Source organism: Rhizobium sp. BK316 (assembly GCF_014193695.1).
GTDB lineage: Bacteria > Pseudomonadota > Alphaproteobacteria > Rhizobiales > Rhizobiaceae > Rhizobium.
Genome location: NZ_JACHZR010000002.1, coordinates 418,824 through 442,040 on the forward strand (window position 1 = coordinate 418,824; position 23,217 = coordinate 442,040).

The 23,217-nt window shown below is 61.4% G+C and carries 20 protein-coding genes; 4 read left to right on the forward strand and 16 right to left on the reverse strand.

From position 1 onward, the window contains the following. Positions 1-42 precede the first annotated feature (42 nt). On the forward strand, positions 43-996 hold the full coding sequence (locus FHT87_RS10625) for an acyl-CoA desaturase (RefSeq protein WP_183728134.1): 954 nt from the start codon (positions 43-45) through the stop codon (positions 994-996). Between the two features lie 3 nt (positions 997-999). On the opposite strand, the gene FHT87_RS10630 is transcribed toward FHT87_RS10625, so the two are convergent. The 3 genes from FHT87_RS10630 to FHT87_RS10640 all read right to left on the reverse strand — a co-directional run bounded on the left by FHT87_RS10630 (position 1,000) and on the right by FHT87_RS10640 (position 5,386). After that, complete coding sequence (locus tag FHT87_RS10630) at positions 1,000-1,803, reverse strand: alpha/beta hydrolase (RefSeq protein ID WP_183728137.1); 804 nt, start codon at positions 1,801-1,803, stop codon at positions 1,000-1,002. Between the two features lie 116 nt (positions 1,804-1,919). Then, positions 1,920-3,545 (reverse strand): glucose-6-phosphate isomerase, encoded by a 1,626-nt coding sequence (gene pgi / locus FHT87_RS10635; RefSeq protein ID WP_183728140.1) that lies wholly within the window; start codon positions 3,543-3,545, stop codon positions 1,920-1,922. A gap of 140 nt (positions 3,546-3,685) precedes the next feature. Next, entirely contained in the window at positions 3,686-5,386 is a 1,701-nt protein-coding gene (locus FHT87_RS10640; RefSeq protein WP_183801659.1) for a long-chain fatty acid--CoA ligase, read from the reverse strand. Positions 5,387-5,653: 267 nt separating this feature from the next. On the opposite strand from FHT87_RS10640, the gene FHT87_RS10645 reads away from it, so the two are divergent. Further along, positions 5,654-6,046, forward strand: a complete 393-nt coding sequence (locus FHT87_RS10645; protein ID WP_183801662.1) for a PRC-barrel domain-containing protein — start codon at positions 5,654-5,656, stop codon at positions 6,044-6,046. A 49-nt stretch (positions 6,047-6,095) separates the two neighbouring features. Here the strand turns inward: FHT87_RS10645 and FHT87_RS10650 are convergent, their stop codons facing one another. Genes FHT87_RS10650 through FHT87_RS10675 form a run of 6 tightly spaced genes read right to left on the reverse strand, consistent with a single transcriptional unit; the run spans position 6,096 to position 12,827 of the window. Then, positions 6,096-8,546 carry a glycoside hydrolase family 2 protein gene (locus tag FHT87_RS10650; RefSeq protein ID WP_183801665.1) on the reverse strand — a complete coding sequence of 817 codons (2,451 nt, stop codon included), beginning with the start codon at positions 8,544-8,546 and terminating at the stop codon, positions 6,096-6,098. Positions 8,547-8,562: 16 nt separating this feature from the next. Then, entirely contained in the window at positions 8,563-8,958 is a 396-nt protein-coding gene (locus tag FHT87_RS10655; RefSeq protein WP_183801668.1) for a VOC family protein, read from the reverse strand. 49 nt (positions 8,959-9,007) lie between these two features. Further along, the gene (locus tag FHT87_RS10660) at positions 9,008-9,757 is read right to left on the reverse strand and encodes an ABC transporter permease (protein ID WP_183801671.1); all 750 of its coding nucleotides are present in this window, start codon (positions 9,755-9,757) and stop codon (positions 9,008-9,010) included. Then, on the reverse strand, positions 9,754-10,698 hold the full coding sequence (locus tag FHT87_RS10665; RefSeq protein ID WP_183801674.1) for an ABC transporter ATP-binding protein: 945 nt from the start codon (positions 10,696-10,698) through the stop codon (positions 9,754-9,756). Before FHT87_RS10665 ends, FHT87_RS10660 begins: the two co-directional genes overlap by 4 nt. Beyond that, positions 10,695-11,861 carry an ABC transporter permease gene (locus FHT87_RS10670; RefSeq protein ID WP_183801677.1) on the reverse strand — a complete coding sequence of 389 codons (1,167 nt, stop codon included), beginning with the start codon at positions 11,859-11,861 and terminating at the stop codon, positions 10,695-10,697. The genes FHT87_RS10665 and FHT87_RS10670 overlap by 4 nt, the downstream gene beginning before the upstream one ends. Positions 11,862-11,918: 57 nt before the next feature. Further along, positions 11,919-12,827, reverse strand: coding sequence for an ABC transporter substrate-binding protein (locus FHT87_RS10675; protein WP_183728164.1), 909 nt, complete (start codon positions 12,825-12,827; stop codon positions 11,919-11,921). A 419-nt stretch (positions 12,828-13,246) separates the two neighbouring features. On the opposite strand from FHT87_RS10675, the gene FHT87_RS10680 reads away from it, so the two are divergent. Both FHT87_RS10680 and FHT87_RS10685 read left to right on the forward strand, forming a co-directional pair. After that, complete coding sequence (locus tag FHT87_RS10680; protein ID WP_183801680.1) at positions 13,247-14,461, forward strand: LysR family transcriptional regulator; 1,215 nt, start codon at positions 13,247-13,249, stop codon at positions 14,459-14,461. A gap of 32 nt (positions 14,462-14,493) precedes the next feature. Then, positions 14,494-15,216 carry a copper homeostasis protein CutC gene (locus FHT87_RS10685; protein ID WP_183801682.1) on the forward strand — a complete coding sequence of 241 codons (723 nt, stop codon included), beginning with the start codon at positions 14,494-14,496 and terminating at the stop codon, positions 15,214-15,216. Here FHT87_RS10685 and FHT87_RS10690 read toward each other — a convergent pair. The 7 genes from FHT87_RS10690 to FHT87_RS10720 all read right to left on the reverse strand — a co-directional run bounded on the left by FHT87_RS10690 (position 15,213) and on the right by FHT87_RS10720 (position 23,178). Beyond that, positions 15,213-16,232 carry a zinc-binding alcohol dehydrogenase family protein gene (locus FHT87_RS10690; RefSeq protein ID WP_183728172.1) on the reverse strand — a complete coding sequence of 340 codons (1,020 nt, stop codon included), beginning with the start codon at positions 16,230-16,232 and terminating at the stop codon, positions 15,213-15,215. The genes FHT87_RS10685 and FHT87_RS10690 overlap by 4 nt on opposite strands. 66 nt (positions 16,233-16,298) lie before the next feature. Further along, positions 16,299-17,273, reverse strand: coding sequence for an ABC transporter permease (locus FHT87_RS10695; RefSeq protein ID WP_183728175.1), 975 nt, complete (start codon positions 17,271-17,273; stop codon positions 16,299-16,301). A 27-nt stretch (positions 17,274-17,300) separates the two neighbouring features. After that, on the reverse strand, positions 17,301-18,854 hold the full coding sequence (locus tag FHT87_RS10700) for a sugar ABC transporter ATP-binding protein (RefSeq protein ID WP_183728178.1): 1,554 nt from the start codon (positions 18,852-18,854) through the stop codon (positions 17,301-17,303). A gap of 104 nt (positions 18,855-18,958) precedes the next feature. Continuing rightward, positions 18,959-19,948, reverse strand: coding sequence for an ABC transporter substrate-binding protein (locus tag FHT87_RS10705; RefSeq protein ID WP_183728181.1), 990 nt, complete (start codon positions 19,946-19,948; stop codon positions 18,959-18,961). Between the two features lie 211 nt (positions 19,949-20,159). Continuing rightward, the gene (locus FHT87_RS10710; RefSeq protein WP_183801685.1) at positions 20,160-20,606 is read right to left on the reverse strand and encodes an RbsD/FucU domain-containing protein; all 447 of its coding nucleotides are present in this window, start codon (positions 20,604-20,606) and stop codon (positions 20,160-20,162) included. A 9-nt stretch (positions 20,607-20,615) separates the two neighbouring features. Beyond that, positions 20,616-21,635, reverse strand: a complete 1,020-nt coding sequence (locus tag FHT87_RS10715) for an aldo/keto reductase (RefSeq protein WP_183729194.1) — start codon at positions 21,633-21,635, stop codon at positions 20,616-20,618. Positions 21,636-21,675: 40 nt separating this feature from the next. Further along, a complete protein-coding gene (locus tag FHT87_RS10720) occupies positions 21,676-23,178 on the reverse strand; it encodes an altronate dehydratase family protein (RefSeq protein ID WP_183728187.1) in 1,503 nt (500 codons plus the stop codon). Positions 23,179-23,217 lie beyond the last annotated feature (39 nt).

The following is a 23,217-nucleotide window of genomic DNA, read 5'->3' on the forward strand; positions in this document are numbered from 1 at the left end:
GGGCGATGTTCAAGCGTTGAATGCGCCCGGAAGGAGTTTGCCATGAGCAGTATTTCCACCGGACGCATGATCGATGACAACAGCGATCCAGTGAAGGGCAGGGTGGTCTGGATACCCGCAAAGTCGATCTGGATCACCGCCATGACCTCGATTGCCGTAATTGGCGGGCCGCTGACCTTTACGTGGAGCACCTTTGCCGTCTTCATCCTGTTGACCGCCGTCACGATCTGCCTCGGTCATTCGGTCGGCATGCACCGGCTGCTGATCCACCGGTCATTCAGCACGCATATCTGGATGGAGCACTTTCTCGTCTATCTCGGTACATTGGTCGGCATGGCCGGCCCCTTTGGCATGATCTACGCACATGACATTCGTGATTGGGCGCAACGGCAGCGAGACTGCCATGATCTCTTTGCCCATCGGCGGCCTTTCTTCATCGATGCCTTCTGGCAGATGCATTGCACGGTGGCGCTGGACCACCCGCCGCGCTTCGTCCTTGGCGAGCGAGAACGGCGCGATCGCTTCTATCGCTTCCTGGAGGCAACATGGATGGCGCAGCAGCTTCCCCTGGCGCTCGTGCTCTTCACGCTGGGCGGATTGCCGTGGGTGGTTTGGGGTATTGCCGTGCGGATATCGGTGTCGCTGACCGGACACTGGCTGGTCGGCCACTTTGCCCATCGCGACGGCCATCAGGGCTGGAGTGTCGATGATGTAGCGGTGCAGGGTTATAACCTGCCGCGTTTCGGGCTGGTGACCTTTGGCGAGAGTTTCCACGGCAACCATCATGCCTTTCCAGAATCCGCCCGGCTCGGCATCGAGCCGGGGCAGCCGGATCTCGGTTGGTATTTCATCCGGCTGCTGGCAAGTCTCCGCCTGGCTTCGGCAATCAAGCTCCCACACACGATTGCGCCAAGACGAGGTTTGAAACGCGTCAACGCATCCGAAACGCCTGATGATCGCGCCAACCCGCCCTGGGCTCGAGAAATCGGCCTCTGAGGCTCATTCGATCCGGTCGAGAAAGGCGCGGACCTCGCGATTGAAGAGGTCCGGCTGCTGCAACGGCGCGAAATGGCTGACACCGGGCATGAGCACGAATTCCGCATCCGGGATCGTCCTTGCCAGATAGTCGGCGTGCTCAGGCTTGATGAACTCGTCATGCTCGCCGAGCACGATGGAAACCGGCACCTTGATGCCGGCCAGCTGCTCCGCCGAGTAGTTGGGCTCCGTCGCCATCATTTTCGAGACATCGCCAACGAAAGCCTCGAACTGATCAGGCGTCGCCGATAGTGCCTGATAATCCTTCCTGTGGCGGCTGAAACAGCGGTCGATGACGGGAGTCGCCTTGAATTCCTTGGTGCCGCTGGGGTCCATGTTGCAGGCGAAGAAGAAGACACCGCAGACGCGGTCCGGGTGCTGGTCGGCCAGGATCAGCGATGTACAGGCGCCATCGCTCCAGCCGACGAAAGCCGCCTCCTCGATCCCGGCATGATCCATGACGGCCAGCACATCGGAAGCCATCAGGTGATAGGTGTAGGGGCGGTGGTCACGCGTGCTGCGGCCATGACCGCGGCTGTCGATCACCACGACGCGATGACCGGCCTCGACAAGATCGGGAACCTGATAACCCCAGTTGCCACTATTGCCGAGCCCGCCATGCAGCAGGATGACGGCTGGACCGGCGCCGTAACTAGCATACCAGATGCGCGCGCCCTTGTTCTCGACGAAGCCCTGTTCATCCGAGGGCGGCAATGGCAGCGCACCCTTTGCCTCGAAGTTCACCAGCTCATCATCCGTTGCAGTCATCGGCTCCTCCTCCGTCACTCTCTTTATAGACGACGAGATGTTCTGCAATTCGACAGGGTCAAATAAAAAAGCCCACCCGCGTGACGGATGGGCTTCGATAGCAGCGCGATCGCGAATTACTTGGCGAGTTTTGCCAGTGCCGCGACCAACCCTTGAGTCGAGGAATCGTGGCCGGCGGCACTCTCCTTGCCTTCGACGACCGGGAGCAGGCCAGTCGCCAGCTCCTTGCCGAGCTCCACGCCCCACTGGTCGAACGAATTGATGCGGAAGAGCACGCCTTCGACGAAAACGCGGTGCTCGTAGAGCGCGATCAGGCGGCCGAGCGCATAGGGCGTCAGCTTGTCGTAGACGAAGGTGATCGACGGGCGGTTGCCGGTGAAGACGCGGTGCGGGGCGATGAAATCGGCCTTCTTGTCGTCCATGCCCTTGTCGGTCAGCTGCTTCTTGGCTTCCGCGAAAGTGCGGCCCTTCATCAGCGCTTCCGACTGGGCGAGGACATTCGACATTAGGAGCTGATGCTGATGGCGCAGCTCCGGCTCGAAACCGTTGGCGGCGATCATGAATTCGGCGGGGATGATGCTCGTGCCCTGATGGATGAGCTGGTAGAAGGCGTGCTGACCGTTGGTGCCGGGCTCACCCCAGACAACAGGGCCGGAATTGCCTTCGACCGGCGTGCCGTCGATGGTGACTCCCTTGCCGTTCGATTCCATGTCGAGCTGCTGCAGATAGGCCGGGAAGCGCGACAGGCGCTGGTCGTAGGGCAGGATGGCGCGTGTCGGGTAACCCAGCACGTTGCGGTGATAGAAGCCGATGAGGCCGAGCAGCATCGGCAGGTTTTCGGTAATCGGCGCCTTACGGAAATGATTGTCGACGGCATGAGCGCCATCGAGGAACTTGCCGAAATTCTCCGGGCCGACAGCGATCATCAGCGGCAGGCCGATGGCCGACCAGATCGAGTAGCGGCCGCCGACCCAGTCCCAGAAGCCGAAGACACGTTCGCTTTCGATGCCGAAGGCCGCGACCTTGTCGAGCGCCGTCGAAACTGCGGCAAAGTGGTGCTGAACGGCAGCTTCACCAAGCGCGCTGGCGATGAACTTGCGCGCCGTCTGCGCATTGGTCATCGTCTCGACCGTGGTGAAGGTCTTGGAGGCGACGATGAAGAGCGTCGTTTCCGGCTCCACCAGCTTCAGGACGTCGGCGATGTGGGCGCCGTCGATATTGGAGACGAAATGGGCGCGCGGGCCGTCATGGAAGGGGGCGAGCGCCAGCGTCGCCATGACAGGGCCGAGATCCGATCCGCCGATGCCGATATTGATGACATCGGTGATTTTCTTGCCGGTCGCGCCCTTCAGCGCGCCGGAACGCACGCCGTCGGCAAACTTGCCCATGGCTGTCAGTACGGCGTTGACGTCAGGCATGACATCCTTGCCGTCGACCAGAACGGGCGTGTTGGAGCGGTTGCGCAGCGCGGTGTGTAGCACGGCGCGGTCCTCGGTGAAGTTGATCGCCTTGCCGGAGAACATCTCCTCACGCTTCGTCTCGACGCCGCCTTCTTCGGCGAGCTTCACCAGAAGCTTCAGGATCTCGTCGTTCACGGCCGTCTTGGAATAATCCATCAGCAAGTCGTCAAGCGATACGGAAAAGTGCTGGAAGCGCTGCGGATCGGCTGCAAATGCGGCGCGCAGATCGGTGGCCTTGGTGGCGGCCGCAGTGCTCTTCAGTTGTTCGACGATGGCATTCATGGGAGGCTCCTTTGGAGGCGGAGAGGGTCACGGAAACTATTCTCTTTCCCGCAGCCAAATCAAGTTCAGCCATCTGACCAAATATGAAAAAAGCCACCCGCGACAAGCGGATGGCCCTCAATTTCACGAGACCGTCAAATTCAGCCGCGCAGGTCCTTGCGCAGGATCTTGCCGACGGGGCTCTTCGGCAGTTCGGTGCGGAATTCGATGAAACGCGGCCGTTTGTAATTGGTGAGATTGGCCGCGCAATGGGCCTTCACATCGGCTTCGGTGAGAGCGGGATCCTTGCGCACGATGAAGAGTTTTACCGCCTCACCGGAATGCCCGTCCGGAACGCCGATCGCCGCAGCCTCGAGGATGCCGGGATGCATGGCCGCCACTTCCTCGATCTCGTTCGGATAGACGTTGAAGCCGGAGACGAGGATCATGTCCTTCTTGCGGTCGACGATCTTGGTGTAACCGCGCTCGTCCATGAAACCCATGTCGCCGCTGCGGAAATAGCCATCAGGCGTCATCACCTTCGCCGTCTCCTCCGGCTTGTTCCAGTAACCGGCCATGACCTGCGGCCCGCGGATGCAGATCTCGCCGATCTCGCCAAGCGGCAGCGAATTGCCGTCTTCGTCTCTGATGTCGAGTTCCGTCGACGGTATGGGAAGGCCGATCGAGCCCGTGAACTCGGGTGAATCGAAGCGGTTGGCCGTCGCCACCGGTGACGTCTCGGAGAGACCGTAGCCCTCGGTAACATGCGAGCCGGTGACCTTCAGCCAGCGTTCCGCCACAGGCCGCTGCACGGCCATGCCGCCGCCGAGCGACATGACGAGCGAGGAGAAGTCGAGCTTGGCAAAGTCGGCATTGTTGAGCAGCGCGTTGAACAGCGTATTGAGGCCGGGGAAGATGTGGATGTTCGACTTCTGGAATTCCTTCACCAGCCCCGGAATGTCGCGCGGATTGGCGATCAGCACATTATGGGCGCCAAGCGACATGCCCATCAGCGAATTCACCGTCAGCGCGAAGATATGGTAGAGCGGCAGGGCGCAAAGGAAATTCAGGACGTCAGGCTGCTTCTTCTTGTCGAAGGCGGATTTCAGCCAGAGCTGCAGCTGCATCTTGTTGGCAAGCAGGTTCTGGTGCGTCAGCACTGCACCCTTGGCAATGCCGGTCGTCCCACCCGTATATTGCAGGAAGGCGATGTCGCCGCCTGAGAGTGCGACAGGCGCAAGCGTCTTCTTCGCCCCTTCCGCAAGCACCTGCCCAAAGCTCTTGTGCTGCGGGATGGACCAGGATGGCACCAGCTTCTTCACCCGGCGAACGACGAAATTGATGATATGCCCCTTGGGGCCGAGCATTTCGCCGAGAGAGGTGACGACGACATGGCGCAGGTCGGTCTTGTTGATGACCTGCTCGACGGTGCGCGCGAAGTTTTCCAGAACAAAAATCGCCTTGGCGCCGGAATCGTTGAGTTGGTGCTCGAGCTCGCGCGGCGTATAGAGCGGGTTGACGTTCACTACGACGAGGCCGGCGCGCAGGATGCCATAGACGGCGACGGGATTCTGCAGCACATTCGGCATCATCACGGCGACACGATCGCCCTTCTGCAGGCCGACGCTCTGCAGCCAGGCGGCCACCTTGCGGGTCTGCGCTTCGAGCTCGCGATAGGTCATCGTCCTGCCCATGCTGGAAAAGGCTTTCCGATCGGCAAAGCGCGTGCAGCTCTTTTCCAGGAGATCCGGCAGCGATGCGAATTCCAGTGGGGGAATCTGGGCCGGAACGACATCCGGATAGGTGGCAAGCCATGGTTTTTCCGGTTTCGCACCGCTTGGGTGGACGGAAATGCTGTTCATTTTCTCTCTCCCATTCGGCCGCCGAAACCGGGTTTGCACCGGCATCGATCGGGAGATTCCTCCATCTCCCGTCAAGGCAGCTTATGCCATTGCTTGAAGGGTTCAAGCAACTTGAGGCTACAATAACCTTGACGTAAACGTCAATATCGCAATAGCCGCCGTGAATAGTGTGCAACAGGGAACTTTGAAACGCAGGGCACGTTTTGCCAGTGTGGATGAATCAAGCGTGGATGAACCCACGAGGAAACGACGAAAAGGAGGTGCGTAATGCTCAATCAGGATACTGACGTCACCCGCCGTGACCCGAACGTGAAGGATACGCCGACGCTGATCGCCAGCGACCGCGTTGAAGGCACCCGCGTTTATGGCGCCGATGGCAAGCACATCGGTTCCATCGAACGTCTCATCCTCGGGAAGCAGGACGGTCGTGTTGCTTACGCTGTTCTGAGTTTCGGCGGCTTCCTCGGCATCGGCAATGATCACTATCCGCTGCCCTGGGAAAAGCTGACCTACGATACCCAGCTGGACGGCTACCGCATCGATCTCACCAAGGACCAGATCGAAGGCGCGCCGAGCTACGCGGATGACGACGACACCTGGTACAACGATAATGGCCGCCGCGTGTATGATTATTATGGCGTGCCGCCCTACTGGATGTAACGTCGCCCGCGAGGACGAGCCGGATGAGGCCCCGCGAGAGCGGGGCCTTTCATTTTGCGGTCACGAGGTCGTTGGCTGAGCGCAGCACCGTGCCGACAACGATATCCTCCACCGAGAGCTGCTTGTCGGTTGCCACGCGGAAGACATGGCTTTCGCCGGGCAGAAGGGTTACCAGCATCGAATCCACCACGGCCGCGGGATCAAGCCGGTCCGCCATCAGACAGAGATCCTTAAGGAAGCTCTTCGCCGCGACAGTAACTTCATAGCCGTCAACCGACCTTGCCACCGAAATACCAAGCTCCGGTGCGGGGAGCTTCAACTCGATATCCTCGACGAAATAGTGGAAGGCGCGCTTGTCCAGCATCTGGACGACGATGACTTCCTCATTCGCCAAACCGGCTGTTGCGATATCCTCAGGCAGAACAAATTCCTTCGCTTCGAACCGGTCGCAGAGCAGCCGCCAGAATTCGAATTCCGCCAGCACCGTACCGTCAAGCCGCATGCGCTTGCCGCTGATCTTCGAGCGCCAGAACAGGGTCTGTTCGTTGACGGCGACGGCCGAAAGGCCTTTACCGCGCGGCTGGATCGTCAGCAGGCGAGGGTGGAAGGCCTGCTGCATCGCATACCAAAGCGGCTTGCGGCGCCCGGCGGAATCGAGAGCTGCCCATGACGTGACCGGCCAGCAGTCGTTGAACTGCCAGACGACCGCGCCCTTGCAGATATCGCGATGCGAGCGCATGTGCTCGATCGCGAAGCGGATGGCGCGGGCCTGATTGAGCTGTGTTGCAAAATGCCAGTCATCCATCGTCTGCGGCACCGGCAGGTGTCCTGCAAGCCCCTTGATGAGCTTGTCATTGCCCTGCGTCGCCTTCTGGTGATGGAAGACGCCGCGCGATTCCGGCGTCAGCGGTTCGTCATGCACACTTTCCTGCAGCGTCGCCCATGCCGGCGGCGCCTGCCAGCCGAATTCGGAGCAGAAGCGCGGAATGTAATTGCGGTAGACTTCGTAACCGACATCGTTCCACACATCCCAGATATGCTTGCAGCCATGCCGGTCGTCGTTCGGCTCGATATCCATGGAGCCCGAATAGGGGCTGCCGGGATAGTAGGGCCTGTCGGGATCGAGTTCAGCGCAAAGCTTCGGCAGGACATCGAGATAATAGCCGAGCCCCCAGCTGACACCGTCCTTGATGATCGGTCGCCAGCCCCACTCGTCAAAGCCCCAGATATTCTCGTTATTGCCGTTCCAGATGATCAGCGATGCATGCGGCATCAGCCGCACGACATTGTCGCGCACCTCGGCGATGATTTCACCCCGCAGCGGCTCCTCCTCCGGATAGGAGGCGCAGGCAAAAAGAAAATCCTGCCAAACGAGCGTGCCCGCCCGGTCGCAGGCCTCGTAGAATTCGTCCCGCTCGAAGATGCCGCCGCCCCAGACGCGCAGCAGGTTGATGTTGGCGGCCTTCGCCTCGTCGATCCGCGCTGCATAACGCTCCGCCGTCACGCGTGAAGGGAAACAATCATCCGGTATCCAGTTGGCGCCGCAGGCAAAGATCGGCACGTCGTTGATAATAAAGGTGAAGGCCGAGCCGTGGGCATCCGGTGCGGTATCGAGCCGCAGCGAACGGAAGCCGATCTCTTTGGAATAGAGGTCAAGTAAATTGCCGCTGAGGTCCAGCAGCCGGATGTCGAGCGGATAAAGCGGCTGCGCGCCGAGATGATGCGGCCACCAGAGCTGCGGCGAGGGCACACGGATGTCGAAGGATACTTCGTCCGTACCGGCATCGATCGCAACAGTCTGCGTCACGCCGCCAATCTCCGCAGTCAAAGTCGCCGGCACAGCCTCGCCATGTCTCGCCACCCGTGCATGCACCCTGACCAGTCCATCACCACCTGCAAGCGTGGCAGAAACTCTGACATCGGCAAGCCGCGCCCGATCCCAGGTCTCCAGCCGCACCGGTTTCCAGAGCCCGGCCGTGACCAGCGTCGGACCCCAGTCCCAGCCGAAATTGCAGGCCATCTTCCGCATCAAATTGCCCGGTCCGGGATAGTTGTTGGGCCGGTAGCCGTAATGCTTTTCCATTTCGGCGCCATAGGCATAGGCGGAATGGAAGGTGACGCTGAGCTCGTTTTCACCATGCCGGAGCAGCGACGAAACGTCGAAGCGATAGGTGCGATGCATGTTGAAGGTGCGGCCGATCTCCTCGCCGTTCAGGCGGATCGTCGCGATCGTGTCGATACCGTCGAAGACCAGTTCCTGCACTTGGCCGGCATCAGGCTCGGCTTCGAAATCCAGCCGGTAGACCCATTCCGTCTTGCCGATCCAGTCATTGGTGATCTCGTTGATGTCGAGATAGGGATCGGGGATCAGCCGGTTTGCGAGCAGGTCGAGATGCACGCAGCCAGGCACGGTTGCTGGAATCGAAGCGGGCAGGCCAGTTCTTCCTGTATCGTTACAGGAAAGCGCCCAGCCGTTATGAAGGTGTCTCCTCCCAATCATTTCAGCCTCTTATGTTTTATTGAAAACGGCCGTGGCGCTGCAGCACTTCGATCTTGTAGCCGTCAGGGTCGGTGATGAAGAAGAACAGCCCGAAGAGCTTGCCGTCGCGGTTGAGTTCCACGAGCTTGCCTGGATTGAGGCCGAGATCCGTCAGCCGCTTGTGCTCGACCTGCACTTCCTGGACGGAAATGGCGAGATGGCCATAGCCGTCACCGAGATTATAGGGCTCGATACGGCCCTTGTTGACTGTCAGTTCCAGCTCGAAACCCGTCTCGTCATTGCTCATGTAGATCAGCGTGAAGGTTTCGAAATCGACGCGGTCGGCGACCTTGAGCCCGAAGACTTTGCTGTAGAAATCGACCGAGCGCGCCTCGTCCAGAACGCGGATCATGGAATGGATCATCTTCGCCAAGGCGGTCTCCCAATCGCTGATATCTTCAGCAGCCTTGGTAGCCGTCCTCTCAAGCCGGACGCAAGCCCATTCTGCGCGTGATCGCGCCTTCGAGCATGCCGACGACATCATAGATCAGCACCGCCATCAGGCCAACGATCAAGCCGCCCTGCAGGATGAAGGCCGTGTTGTCGGAGATGAGGCCGGCAATGATGACCTCGCCGAGACCCTTTGCCGCGACGGTCGAGCCGATCGTCGCCGTGCCGATGTTGATGACCGTCGCAACCTTCAGCCCTTCGAGGATCAGCGGCAAGGCCAGCGGCAGTTCGACCTTGAAGAGACGCTGCGTGCCGTTCATGCCCATGCCATCAGCGGCATCCAGCACCTGTGCCGACACCTGCTTGAGGCCCGCGACCGTATTCTCGAAGATCGGCAGCAACCCGTAGAGGAAGAGCGCGATCAGCGTCGGCGCAGCACCGAAGCCGGTGGCGGGTACGGCAAGTGCAAGCACGGCGACCGGCGGAAAGGTCTGGCCGGCATTGGCGATGGCCCGCGACAGCGGCAGAAAGTCCTCTCCGCTCTGGCGCGTGACGAAAATTCCGCCGAGGACGGCCAACACCGCGCTGCCGATGATGGAGACGAAAACCAGCTCCAGATGGCCGAGCGCCAGCGAAGCGAGACTGTTCTGCATATAGACGGGCGGCGCGTTGTTGTTGGTCAGCGGCACCAGCATGAAGGAGAGCCATTCCGTCCTGAAGATCAGGATGAGCAGCACCACAAGCGCCAGTACGCGAAAGAGGTTGGCGACGAGAAATTTCATGCCTTGCGGCCCAGTTCGAGCAGCCGCTCCATGGAGATCGAACCGACCGGCGCCTTGTTGGCATCCTGCACGGCCGCCTCATCCACGCCCTGCCAGATCATTTCGGCCAGCGCATCGCGCAGGGTCAGCGACTGCGCCAGCGAATAGGGCAAGCCGGGCTTGGCAGGCTCCATGCTGTCCTTCAGCGGCGTCAGCGACATCAGTTTCAGTGCCCGGTCGGACGTGCCGGTCAGTTGCTGCACGAAAGGATCGGCCGGCTCGGTCAGGATCTTCTCCGGCGTTGAGCATTGCAGCATCTTGCCGCCGCTCATGACAGCAATCTGGTTGCCGAGATGGAAGGCCTCGTCCATGTCATGCGTGACGAGGACAACGGTCGTCCCGAACTGTTTCTGGATCGCCAGCAGATCGTCCTGCGCCTTGCCGCGGATGACCGGATCAAGCGCCCCGAAAGGCTCATCCATCAAAAGCAGTTCCGGCTCGGCGGCCAGCGCCCGGGCGACGCCGACGCGCTGCTGCTGGCCACCCGATAGTTGATGCGGATATTTTTCCGCGAAACTTGCCGGGTCGAGATTGAAGAGGCCAAGCAACTCCTTCACACGCTTGTCGGTACGATCAGCATCCCAGCCGAGCAGCTGCGGCACGGTCGCGATATTCTGTGCGACCGTCCGGTGCGGAAACAGGCCATGCCCCTGGATCGCATAACCGATCTTACGGCGCAGCTCCGTCGCCGGCACGTCCATGATATCCTGCCCGCCGACGAAGATTTGGCCTTCGGTGATCGGCACCAGCCGGTTGATCATCCGCATCAGCGTCGATTTGCCGGAGCCCGACGTGCCGACGATGACGGTGATCGAGCCCTTCTCGACACTGACGGAGACATTGTCGACGACGGTTGCCGAGCCGTAGCGCTTGGTGACGTTCCTGATCTCGATCATGCTCATGCGGCTGGCCCCTGGATGCTTTCGATGACCGCATCGAGGATGACGGCCGAGGAGAAGGCGAAGAAAACGGTCGGCACGGCGCCGAGCAGGACGAGGTCCATGGCCGTCTGGCCAAGGCCCTGGAAGATGAAGATGCCGAAGCCGCCGCCGCCGATCAGCGCGGCGATCGTCACCATGCCGATCGCCTGTACGAGCACGATGCGGATACCGGTGAGGATGACGGGAAAGGCAAGCGGCAGGTCGATGCCGGTCAGGATCTGCCGGCGCGTCAACCCCATGCCGGCCGCGGCATCACGCACCGAGGGATCGACGCCTTCGAGGCCGACCACGGTATTGGCGACGATCGGCAGCAGCGAATAGAGCACGAGCGCAATCAGCGCCGGCGCCGTGCCGATGCCGCGAATGCCGATATCGGCCGCAAGCGGTACATGCGTGGCCAGGTAACCGAGCGGCAACATCAATATGCCGAAAAGCGCCAGACTCGGGATGGTCTGGATCAGGCTCAGCGTCTGCAGCACGATGGCGCGCAGCTTCGGCACCCAGAAACAGAGGATGCCGAGCGGCAGCCCGAGGACGATGGCGATTGCAAGCGAGCCGAAGGCGAGAAGCAGATGGGAATACGCCTCTGTCCAGAACTGTGCCGAGCGCGTGGAAAACTCCCGGAGGATCGACAGGCTGTCGAGCAGTCCGGAGGAGAGGCAGATGCCGAGCAGAGCCGTATAGGCGACAAGTGCTGCAACCCGCATCCACGGCGTCAGCCGGATCTTCACCAGCGCGTCGGAGATGATGAGGCCGATGACCCCGAACAGCACCCAGAAACTCCCGCCGGGCGTCATGCGTGCCACGGTGCTGCCGGGCGGTGTCGCAGCCGTCGCCGTCAGCCCGATGGCGGCGATCAGCCCCGCAAGGCAAAGCGTGCCGAGGGCGAGCCGGATGAAAGCGTTGCGCAGGAAGAGCGTTGCCAAGGCTGTGGCAACCAGCAGAGCCAACAGGATGACGACGGAAGTCTGGGGAAGAAGCTGCGTCAGCAGCATCGGCTTGCCGGCGGCGATACGGTTTGCCTTCACATAGATGAAAGGCAGAAGCGCCGTCGCCACAATGCCGCCTGCCACCAGTACCACGCCGAGCCGATCCAGCTTGCGGACCGCTAAGGTTTCTTCCATCGATCCAACCCTGTCCGGAAAGTGCCCCGCCCGATCGTCAGGCGGGGCATCAGGCAATTACTTCAGGAAGCCTTTTTCCTTCAGATAGGCTTCGGCAACGGACTTGGCCGGCTCGCCATCGACCTGGATCTTGGCGTTGAGCTTGCGCAGCTCGTCTGCCGTCAGGCTCTGGAAGATCGGAGCCAGGATTTCCTGGATCTTCGGGTTTGCCTGCAGCACCGCTTCGCGGATGATCGGGGTCGGGGCATAGACCTGCTGCACGCTCTTGTCGTCTTCGAGAACCGTCAGCTCGGCCGCTTCGATAGCGCCATCCGTGCCGTAGACCATGGCGGTGTTGACGCCGTTGGTCTGGTCGGCCGCAGCCTTGATGGTTGCAGCCGTGTCACCGCCCGAAAGCACGACTTCCTGGTCCGGCTTCAGCGTGAAGCCATAGGTGGTCTGGAAGGCGGGCAGGGCGCCGGCCGAGTTCACGAATTCGGCAGAAGCCGCAAGCTTGGCGGCACCGCCGCCCGAAACCCACTTGCCGAAGTCGGACATGGTCTTGAGGTTGTTCGGGCCGGCAACGTCGTTGCGCACGGCGAGCGCCCAGGTGTTGTTGGCCGGCGAAGGCGTCAGCCAGACGATCTTGTTGGCGTCGTAGTCGAGCTTCTTGGCTTCCTGGTAACCCTGCTCGAGGTTCTTCCACGCGGCGTCATCGGCCTTGTTGAAGAAGAAGCCGGCATTGCCCGTATATTCCGGGTAGATGTCGATTTCGCCAGCGGTGATCGCCTTGCGTACGACAGGCGTTGCGCCGAGCGCGATGCGGTCCTGCGTCTTGATGCCGTTGGCTTCCAGCGCGAGCGCGATGACGTTGCCGAGCAGCGTGCCTTCGGTATCGATCTTCGATGAAACGACGACGTCTGCGGCGTGCGCCGCGCCGGCCGCAAAGACGGAAAGCGAAACGGCAAGTGCGATTTTCGTAAGCATGATTATCCCCTTGGTTGAACACCGATAAACGGCGCGAAAACCCCGAACGTGAAGCCTGCGCGCACCAATTCCTGCCGGCAGGCAAGCCAGAGGCCATCATGCCGGAAATACGTGCGTCATGGAAATAGTGTGCATCACCGAAAAATCGATGCAATCCCCCTCCAGTATTCGCTCTCGCGGCGCGATTATGGCTGTCAATGCAGGTCCGCGCGCGGAATTGCATTCCCTTTTCCAGGGTCGGCGCGATTTGTTTTTGTCCCCTTGCGTGTTTCCACGGTGTTCCGGTGCTTCTGATCGGTTCTGTCGCCGCCCGGATTTCTTGATTGAGTGAACGATAGCCTGCACCTCCATGGGCAGGGATATCTTTTTTCACGAACACGTCATATCCTCCGCCTTTTCAGTAGTTTCCGGAGAAAGCCTTGCATCTCGGCGCCCTCTTCATCGCAAGCCAGGTCCTGTCCTCAGGCTCGATGCGCGAGACTGCGCGTCGCTTCAACATCTCCGTCTCGACCGTATCGGCAGCGATCGATAATCTGGAGACGGAGCTGGCCCTGAAGCTCGCCGAGCGTTCCTCGGGCGAACTGGTCATTCTGCTTGCCGGAGGCAGAGTGCTGGAGGGACTGGCGCCGATCCTTGCTGCAACAGGCCAGCTTGGCGACAAGCTTGGTCATCGTGAACCGCAAGCTTACGGACAATGGGCCGCCCGCATCCCCGTCAAGCTCGTCACCATGGAACGTTACCTCGAGGTTGCCGATCAGGGGAGCATCAATCGCGCGGCCCGCCGCCTTCGCCTTGGTCAGCCGCAGCTTTCATTGCAGATTGCCAATCTTGAGAAATTCTTCGGAGGCAGGCTCTTCGAGCGTCAGGCGCAAGGCTCGGCGCTGACGGAGGAAGGCCGCTTCGCCTATACGGTCTTTTCGACCATCAGCCTCGCCTGGAACGAACTGAAATCCACAGCAGACGAACGCTACCAGCGCACCGCTCGTTCACTGCGCATCGGCGCCATCATCCCCACGGGCTCGGAAAGCTGGGTCGCGCGCTGCCTGGGTAGTCTCGTTGCCGAGTGGAATGCCGGCCGCAACAAGAATGCTTTATCGCTCGTTTCGATGACCGCCGACGATCTGCGCGAAGCGCTCAAATCCGGGCGTATCGACGTTGCGATCCTGGATTCCGTTTTCGGCCTTGAGAGTTTCCGCCATCGCGAATTGCTGCGCACCGAAATGGTGGCGATCGCCCCGCCTGACAGTACGGAAGCAACCGCCGCTGACCTCGTCGCCAGCCATCCCATCTGCACGCCGAGTCCGCGCACCGGCATCGGCCATGCCGCCATGACCTTCGGCTATGACCGCACCCTGCATCGCCGCCTTCGCGACCGCGACATCACCGCGGCGGATTCGCTGCCCGTCATCGTCGATCTCGTCGCCAATCACGGCTATGTCTCCTTCCTCGGCCGCGTCAGCGCCATGCCGATTGCCGATCGGGTGCGCATCGTCGAACTCGCCGAGCCGATGCTGATGTCCTACCACGTGGCCTTCAATCATCGGAAAGCCGCGGCTGACGCTTGTGACTTGCTGATCGCGACCGCGGCAAAAATTATCCCGGCGCCTGTCGCGCAAAATCTCGCCGTCGCTTAAACAGACTACGCAGAGCGAAAAGGATTCGAGATATGACGGTTTTGCTGGAAGTATGCGTCGATAGCGCTCAGGGCCTCGCGGCTGCGATCGAGGGCGGCGCCGGCCGTATCGAGCTCTGCTCGGCGCTCGAGCTTGGCGGGCTGACGCCGCTCCCGAGCCTGATGCGGATTGCCGCCGAAGCCCCGATTCCCGTCTATGCAATGATCCGCCCGCATGCCGGCCCTTTCATCTTCGACGCGACGGATGAGAAGGCGATGCTTTCCGATATCGATGCTGTCGGGGTTGCAGGCCTCGCCGGCGTCGTCATCGGCGCCAACCGACCGGACGGCACGCTCGATATGCCGCTCATTCACCGCTTGAAGGCGCATGCCGAGAGCCTCGGCTCGACGCTGCATCGCGCTTTCGACCTCGTGCCGGATCCGGATGTCGCACTGGAGCAGGCGGTCGAACTCGGCTGCGAGCGCATCCTCACCTCGGGCTGTGTGCCGAAGGCAATGGATGGGCTCGAAACGCTGAAGCGCATCTCCGCCAAGGCTGCCGGCCGCATCTCCATCATGCCGGGCAGCGGCGTGCGCCCGGCCAATGTCGTCGAGATCCTGCGGGCAACGGGCGCGCACGAAGTTCACGGCTCCTGCAGCTCGGCCGTTGCCAGCGCCGATCCGCGCGCCGTCTCCTTCGGCTTCGATGTGCCGACCTCAAACCGGACGGACGTCGATGTCGTCCGCCAGATGCGCGCCGCAATCGAGACCGTTTAAGCCGCGACCTTGATGACGGCCTTGATCAGGCCGCTCTTCTCATGCGCCCAGCGCGCAAGGTCGCGCGGCGCATCGGCAAGCGTCGTGCGGTGGGTGATGAGCTTGTCGACCGGGACCAGGCCCTTGGCGATCGAATCTGCAACATGCTCGAAATCGATGCGCGTCGCGTTGCGGCTGCCGATGACCATCATCTCCCGCTTGTGGAATTCCGGATCGGAAAAGCGGATATCGTCCTTCACGACGCTGACGAGCACCAGTGCGCCGCCATGGGCCACAAAGCTGAAGGCTTTTTCCATCGACGGCCCATAGCCCGTCGCGTCGAACACTACATCGAAGCCATCACCATCCGTTTTCGCCTTCACGGCATCGGCTGTCCCATCATTGGCGACGATCCCTGACGCGAACCCGAAGCGTTCCGACGCCATCTGCAGCCGTTCCGCACTCGTATCCAGCAGCGTCACATCATGACCGGCAATGCGTGAGAAGATTGCCGCGCCGAGGCCGATCGGACCTGCGCCGATAACGAGCGAGCGCGAACCGGCTGATGCCATGGAGCGACGCACGGCATGCGCTCCGATCGCCAGGAATTCGGTGGTCGCGGCCGCCTCCAGGCTCAGTCCCTTGGCGGCATAGAGATTGCTGGCCGGCACCACGATCTCCTCGCAGAAAGCACCGTCCGTATGAACCCCGAGAACCTTGATATTGGTGCAGCAGTTCGGCTTGCCCTGGCGGCACGCGACGCAGCTCCCGCAAGAGAGGTAAGGGTTGACGATCACGGGTGTACCAATGGCCATCGCCACCCCGTCACCGGCTTCCAGCACGGTCGCCGAGATCTCATGGCCCATGACGCGCGGATACTCGAGGAACGGGTGCTTGCCCTCGAAGATGTGGTAATCCGTGCCGCAGATGCCGACATGGCTGACGGCAAGCCGTACCCAACCGGCAACAGGTTTTTCGGGAGAGGGGCGCTCGACGAGATCGAGGACGCCGGGTTCGCGGCAAAGGACTGCTTTCATGGTGGTTCTCGCATTGCTGAAATGAAGAAAGCCGGCCCTCTGGGCCGGCTTCGTTTTGTATCTCGCTCAGCCCGCCCGGCGCCGGCGAAGCTGGTCGAAATAGACGATCACGATGATCAGCAGGCCGGTAATGATGCGCTGCCAGAACGAGTTGACGTTCAGGAGGTTTGCGCCGTTGTTGATGGTCGCCAGAATGAAGGCGCCGATCAGCGGACCATGCACGGAGCCGACGGCTCCGAAGAGCGACGTGCCGCCGATGACGGAGGAAGCGATCGCCTGCAGTTCCCAGCCGTCGGCCTGTGTCGCGTTGCCGATTGCGATACGCGAGGCGAGCAGCACGCCGACGAAGGCGGCGAACGAGGCCGACAGGATATAGGCGAGATAGATCATCCCCTTGACGTTGACGCCGGAAAGACGCGCGGCTTCCGCATTCGAACCGACCGCGAAGAGATAGCGGCCCCAGCGGCTCAGATGCAGGAAGACGAAGGAGGGGATCGCTATCAGGATCACCATCCAGAACAGGCTGGGGATACCGAGGAAATCAGCTCGTGCGAAATTGCTGAAGCCCTCGTCGGTGATGCTGATGGTCGAGCCGTTGGTGATCAGTAGGCCGATGCCACGCAGCGATGTCAGCGTCGCCAGCGTGATGATGAAGGGCGGCAGGCCCATATGCACGATGCCGAAGCCATGGAAGGCGCCGATCGCGACACCGATTGCGAGCGTCAGCACGATCGCCCCCCAGAGCGGGACGCCGGCCTGCAGCAGCCAGGCGATGATGACGGTGCAGAAGCCGACGATTGCGCCGACAGAAAGGTCGATGCCGGCGGTGATGATGACGAAGGTCTGGCCGAGCGCCAGGATCGCCGTCATCGCGCCTTGGCGCAGCAGGTTGGAGATGTTGAGCGGCGTCCAGAAACTGGCTGTCGCGAAGCCGAGCACGATCCAGAGGAAGATCAGCAAGCCGATCAGCGTCAGGCCGAACAGGATGTTCATCTTCCGACGCGGCGGCGGCGCAACGATTTCGGTGGGGGTGACAGTCATGAGTTTTCTCCCTCTTATTCTTTTGGCTCAGACGCCGATCGCTTCACTGAGCACTTCTTCATGCGTCGCCGCGTGGAAATCATGGCTTGCAACGAGCTTGCCGCTGCGGAAGACGTGCAGCCGGTCGGCCAGTTCGTAGACCTCGGGCAGGTAGGAAGAGATCAGGATAATGCCGGCCCCCTCCTTCAGCAGCTTGGCGAAGAGCCGGTAGATTTCCGCCTTGGTGCCGACATCGACGCCGACGGTCGGCTCGTCGAAAATGAACAGCCGGGCGCCGTGGCTCAGCCACTTGCCGATGACGATCTTCTGCTGGTTGCCGCCCGACATGCTGGAGGCCGGAACGCGCCGGCTCGGCGTCTTGATGCTGAGATCGCGGATCTGCTTGTCGGCATTGGCCGATTCGCGCGCGTGATTGATGACCGGACCGTGGCTGAGGCGTCCGAACACCGGCAGGTTGATGTTGAGGCCGATCGGCAGGTTGAGGCAGAGCCCCTGGTCGCGCCGGCTCTCGGGCGCCAGCGCAATGCCGAGCTCCATGGCGGTGCGTTCGTTCCTGATATCGACGCGCTTGCCCATCCAGTGGATCTCGCCCGCACTTGTCGGCTGGCGCCCGTAGAGCCCGAGCGCAAATTCGCTGCGCCCGGCGCCGATCAGGCCATAGAGCCCGACGATCTGTCCTGCCTTGACGCTCAGCGACACGTCTTCGAAGCCCGGGCCGGTAAGACCCCTGACGTCGAGGATCGTCTCGCCGATCGGAATGTCTTCCTTGTGGTAGATCTGCTCGATCGAGCGGTTGATCATGAGCGCAATCAGCTCGGCGTCATTGGTTTCGCCGATGAGGCGCGTGCCGACATGCGTGCCGTCACGCAGCACCGAGACGCGGTCGGCAAGCTCGAAGACTTCCTCCATGCGGTGGCTGATATAGACGATGGTGACGCCCTCGCCCTGCAGGCGGCGGATCAGCTTGAAGAGCTGTGCGGATTCCTGCCGGGTGAGATAGGCGGTCGGCTCGTCGAAGATCAGGAACTGCGTGCCGCGCATGGCCGCGCGCGCGGTGGCAACGAGCTGCTGCTGACCGATCGTCAGTGAACTCAGAAGCGCACCGGCCGGCAGGCCGAAGCCGAGATCGTCGAGAACGGCCTGCGCCATCTTCTCCATCTGCTTCTTGCGCATGATACCGAAGCGGTTGACTTCGTCGCCGAGGAAGAGATTGGCAGCCACGGTCAGATGCCGGCAGAGCACGACCTCCTGGTGGACGGCGTTGATGCCGCGGGCGATTGCCTCGTTTGGCGTCGACAGCCCCACCGGATGGCCGCACCACAGCACTTCGCCGGCCGTGCGGGTGATGACGCCGGTGAGCAATTTGATGAGGGTGGATTTGCCGGCGCCGTTTTCACCGACGATGGCGTGGATTTCGCCGGCAAGGAAGGTCATGGTCGCGGGCTTCAGAGCCTGCACGTGACCGTAATTCTTCTGCAGGCCTTTCAGTTCGAGGATGGGCGATCCGGTGGGAATTCGATTGGCTTCTTTCAGCGTCGCGCTGTCATCGTGGCGATGACTGACCTCTTCCAGTCCGACCATGGACCTCTCCTCCTCTTCTCGCTTCTGCTCCATCCCTGGTGAACCATACCATGGATGAAAAAAGCCGCGCCGGTTTTTGAAGCCGGCGCGGCCCGCCTGTCGTTTTACTTGATCTTCGGATTCAGCAGCGCGTCGATCTTCGGATCGGCCATATTCGCCTTGGTGACGAGGTTTGCGCCGGTATCGACATTTTCCGGAACCTTCTCGCCCTTGGACACGGCAAGAGCGGTCTTCACGCCGTCATAACCCATGCGATAGGGGTCCTGGACGACGAGGCCGGCAATCGCGCCATCCTTGAGGAAGCCGACTGTCTTGTCGTCGCTGTCGAAGCCGATGACCTTGATCTTGTCGCCGAGCTTGTTTTCGGCGATCGCCTGGCCGACACCCTGCGCCATGATGAGGTTCGAGGCGAAGACGCCGACGAGATTCGGGTTTGCCGTGATCAGGTCGGTCATCATGTTGAGGCCGGTCGTTGCCTGGCCGTCGCCGTACTTGTCGGCAATAACCTTGAGGCCCGGATGCTTGGTCTTGACCTGATCCAGGAAGCCTTCGCGGCGCTGTTCCAGCGAGCCGACGCCGGGAAGGTTGGTCAGGATGACGACTTCGCCCTCTTCCTTGCCGGTCGCTTCCTTGATGGCGGCGGCAAGACCGTCGGCAGCGATGCGCCCGCCCTGGACGTTGTCGGTCGTCAGGAACGACTTGAATGCCTTGGAGTCGGCGCCGGAGTCGATGCCGATGATCGGAACGGATTTGGCGGCTTCATCGATCGGCTTGCCGAGTGCCTTGAACTCGGTGGGGGAGATGACGATGGCGGCCGGCTTGCCGGCAACGGCGTTCTCAAGAATGCTGATCTGGCCGTTGATGTCGGATTCGGCCTGGGCGCCGAGTTCCGGCACGTTGACGCCGAGATCCTTGCCGGCCTGGCGAGCGCCGGCCAGAACGATCTGCCAGTAGAAGGACGTCGTGTCCTTGACGATGATCGGGATCGTTACCTCGGCGGCAAAGGACGCGGCCGGCATTGCCGTGGCGATGACGGCAGCGCCTGCAAGTGCCGTAAAGGCGCGGCGAGACAGAATGGATTTCACGATACTCATAAGGGTTCTCCTCTCAGGGTGCGTTCTCCTCCAATGAAACCGGACCGCTGAACGCAGGCGGACGATTTTTATCGATAAAAAACATTTACGATGGGAAGCTAGCCGAGGCGCAGGCAAATTGCAAGTGTGCGATTTCACCTTTTTGAGCCGCTGAATTCTCTCCCAACCACTTGTTTTCGTTTCCAATACATAAGGACCTAAAATACGGTCCTCAGTCGAATTGCACCTCGTGCGGGTGCACCACGCCTTTCTTCAAAATCAGGTTGCCATAGAGCCGGAACTCGGTGGTCGCAACGATATAGGCGGCCTTCCGTGCCATCTCGTAGAAGGCGAAGCGTTCCACCGATGCGATGGAAAAATCGCCGGCGCGCCGGCTGACGATTTCCTGGAATTCGGCGCAAACCTCCGGCACGGCCTTGGGATCGCCGACCACTTCCATCCGCCATGCCGATTGCGGCACGAACGTATCGAGCGGCATGTGGGTGAGGATCGCCTCGGCCATGGCAGTGGCGCTGACGCCATCGGCCCGGATGACATCAGGCCCCATGCTGCTGGCAGGGAAATTGGCATCGGCAATAACGATATCGTCGCCATGCCCCATGCTCTTCAGCGCAGAGAGCAGGTCGGGGCCGAGAAGCGGATGAATACCTTTAAGCATGGTGTCTCCTTAGACCCGCACGGCTTCTTCGCCGAGCGGTGCGGCGACCAGTGTATAGGGTTCGAATTCGGGATAGATGTCGGCGGGAAGCTGCGGTTCGAAATTTTCCATGTTGCGCGTAAGGCTCGAAGGCTTCGCCGTGCCGATCAGCACCGAGGAGACGACCGGGTCGCGCAGCGGAAACTGCAGGGCAGGGGCGGCAAGCGGCACGCCGTGACGCTTGGCCACCTCTTCCATTGCGCCGACCTTGGCGAGTACTTCCTCGGTTGCCGGCATATAATCGAAATGCGAGCCCGGCACCGGGCCGGTTGCGAGAATGCCGGAATTGAACACGCCGCCGACGACGAGCGAGGTACCCTTCTCCCGGCAGAGCGGAATGAGTTCGGCAACAGCCGACCGGTCGAGCAGGGTATAGCGACCGGCCATCAGGATCGTGTCGATGTCGGCATTGCGCATCACGTCGAGGCAGACAGGCACCTCGTTGACGCCGAGGCCGAAAGCCTTGATCGCGCCCGAGGATTTCAGCTGTTCCAGCGCCTTGACGCCGCTATCGAGGAAATTCTTCAGATGCACGGCATTCTTGGCCGCACCATGCGTATAGGCGCCGATGTCATGAACGAAGAGGATATCGATGCGGTTCAAGCCAAGGCGTGCATAGCTGAATTCCACCGATCGCATGATGCCGTCATAGGAATAGTCGTAATCGGCATCGAAGGAGAGCGGATCGACATAGCTGTAGTCGGGAACGGTGCCAGTCGGCACCGGGCGCAATAGGCGGCCGACCTTGGTGGACAGCACATAATCGTTTTCCGGCTTGTCACGCAGGAAATCGCCGACGCGCCGTTCGGCAAGTCCGAGGCCATACCACGGCGCCACATCAAAATAGCGGATGCCGTGGTCCCACGCCGTTTCCAGCGTTTCCATCGCCTGCTCGCGCGGGCAGGCGCGGTAAAGGCCGCCGAGCGCTGCCGCACCGAAACTGATTTCGGTCACCTCCAGCGCCGTCTTGCCAATTCTCCTCGTCTTCATCATTCCTCCTCGTGAAGACCTGAAACTCAGTATGTTTTATTTAGAGCGTGGCGCCGAGATGCCACGGAACGAATTCGTTATCGCCGTAACCGAAAATTTCGCTTTTGGTCTTCTTGCCGGAGGCCGTATCGACGATCAGATCGAAGATCTCGCGGCCCTTGCCGCTGATCGTCGCGTCACCTGTAACGATCGTGCCGCAATCGATGTCCATATCCTCTTCCATCGAGGTATAAAGCGCCGAATTGCTGGCGAGCTTCAGCGAGGGGGCGGGCCGACAGCCGAAGCAGCTGCCGCGGCCAGTCGTGAACGCGATCATGTTCGCGCCGCCTGCTACCTGGCCGGTTGCGGAAACCGGATCGTATCCGGGCGTATCCATGAAGACGAGGCCGGGGGCCGTGACCCGCTCGGCATAACCATAGACGGCGGTCAGCGGCGAGCGGCCGCCCTTGGCAACGGCGCCGAGCGACTTTTCGAGAATGGTCGTCAGGCCGCCGCGCTTGTTGCCCGGAGACGGATTGTTGTCGAGCGATGCGCCATGCAGGGCGACATAGTCTTCCCACCAGGCGATCTTCTCATCGAGCTTCCTGGCGACCTCTTCGCTGACCGCGCGGCTGCGCAGCAGATGCTCGGCACCATAGATCTCGGAAGTTTCCGAAAGGATCGCCGTACCGCCGGCAGCCGCCAGCAGGTCGGCCGCGACACCGAGCGCCGGATTGGCGGTAATGCCCGAAAAACCGTCGGAGCCGCCGCACTGCAGCCCGATGATGATCTCGCCGATCGACATCGGCACGCGCTTTTCGCGGCCGACATCGGCGGCGATTTCGCGCAGCACGCCCATGGCGCGCTCGACCGCCCGGCGGGACCCGCCCGCGTCCTGAATGTTGAAATGCCGCTTGGAAGCGCCCGCACCGCTCTGGCCGTAAAGGGTGAGCTGATTAACCTCGCAGCCGAGCCCGATCATCAGCACGCCGCCGAAATTCACATGGCGCGTGTAGCCGGCAAGTGTGCGGTGCAGCACGTTCATGCCGTCACCCGTCGAGCTCATGCCGCAGCCCTGGTCGTGAACGATCGGCACGAAGCCGTCGATCCCGTCATAATGCGGCAGGATGGTGCGGTTGGCCTCGTCGGCGATCGCCCGACACACCGTGGTCGAACAGTTCACGCTGGCGATGATGCCGATATAGTTGCGTGTCGCAGCCCGCCCGTCGGCGCGGCGATAACCCATGAAGGTCCGCGCTCTGTCCTCAGCGCTCGCTTCTTCGGGAGCCGAGTTGGCGGTTGCAGCAAGGCGATCGTTTTCGAAATGCAGATTATGGCTGTGAACGTGGTCGCCGGCCTTCACATCATCAGTCGTGCGGCCGATCGCCTGGCCGTATTTCACGACCGGCATGCCCTGCGGAATATCGGTAAGGGCGATCTTGTGGCCGGGGTCGATCTTCTGGCGCGTCGTCACACCCGCAACATCAGATCCTTCAGCAATCGGCGCCGTCGCGACCGCGACATTGTCTCCGGCCGACAGGATGATCCAATTCTGTCTGTCCAATTTCATCTCCCTGACGAAACGTTCGCTTCTGCGCCCGTT

Bases quoted from the DNA above. Each gene is read 5' to 3' on its own strand.
- FHT87_RS10625 (WP_183728134.1), top strand. From the start codon at position 43: ATGAGCAGTATTTCCACCGGACGCATGATCGATGACAACAGCGATCCA.
- FHT87_RS10630 (WP_183728137.1), bottom strand. From the start codon at position 1,803: ATGACTGCAACGGATGATGAGCTGGTGAACTTCGAGGCAAAGGGTGCG.
- pgi (WP_183728140.1), bottom strand. From the start codon at position 3,545: ATGAATGCCATCGTCGAACAACTGAAGAGCACTGCGGCCGCCACCAAG.
- FHT87_RS10640 (WP_183801659.1), bottom strand. From the start codon at position 5,386: ATGAACAGCATTTCCGTCCACCCAAGCGGTGCGAAACCGGAAAAACCA.
- FHT87_RS10645 (WP_183801662.1), top strand. From the start codon at position 5,654: ATGCTCAATCAGGATACTGACGTCACCCGCCGTGACCCGAACGTGAAG.
- FHT87_RS10650 (WP_183801665.1), bottom strand. From the start codon at position 8,546: ATGATTGGGAGGAGACACCTTCATAACGGCTGGGCGCTTTCCTGTAAC.
- FHT87_RS10660 (WP_183801671.1), bottom strand. From the start codon at position 9,757: ATGAAATTTCTCGTCGCCAACCTCTTTCGCGTACTGGCGCTTGTGGTG.
- FHT87_RS10665 (WP_183801674.1), bottom strand. From the start codon at position 10,698: ATGAGCATGATCGAGATCAGGAACGTCACCAAGCGCTACGGCTCGGCA.
- FHT87_RS10670 (WP_183801677.1), bottom strand. From the start codon at position 11,861: ATGGAAGAAACCTTAGCGGTCCGCAAGCTGGATCGGCTCGGCGTGGTA.
- FHT87_RS10675 (WP_183728164.1), bottom strand. From the start codon at position 12,827: ATGCTTACGAAAATCGCACTTGCCGTTTCGCTTTCCGTCTTTGCGGCC.
- FHT87_RS10685 (WP_183801682.1), top strand. From the start codon at position 14,494: ATGACGGTTTTGCTGGAAGTATGCGTCGATAGCGCTCAGGGCCTCGCG.
- FHT87_RS10690 (WP_183728172.1), bottom strand. From the start codon at position 16,232: ATGAAAGCAGTCCTTTGCCGCGAACCCGGCGTCCTCGATCTCGTCGAG.
- FHT87_RS10695 (WP_183728175.1), bottom strand. From the start codon at position 17,273: ATGACTGTCACCCCCACCGAAATCGTTGCGCCGCCGCCGCGTCGGAAG.
- FHT87_RS10700 (WP_183728178.1), bottom strand. From the start codon at position 18,854: ATGGTCGGACTGGAAGAGGTCAGTCATCGCCACGATGACAGCGCGACG.
- FHT87_RS10705 (WP_183728181.1), bottom strand. From the start codon at position 19,948: ATGAGTATCGTGAAATCCATTCTGTCTCGCCGCGCCTTTACGGCACTT.
- FHT87_RS10710 (WP_183801685.1), bottom strand. From the start codon at position 20,606: ATGCTTAAAGGTATTCATCCGCTTCTCGGCCCCGACCTGCTCTCTGCG.
- FHT87_RS10715 (WP_183729194.1), bottom strand. From the start codon at position 21,635: ATGAAGACGAGGAGAATTGGCAAGACGGCGCTGGAGGTGACCGAAATC.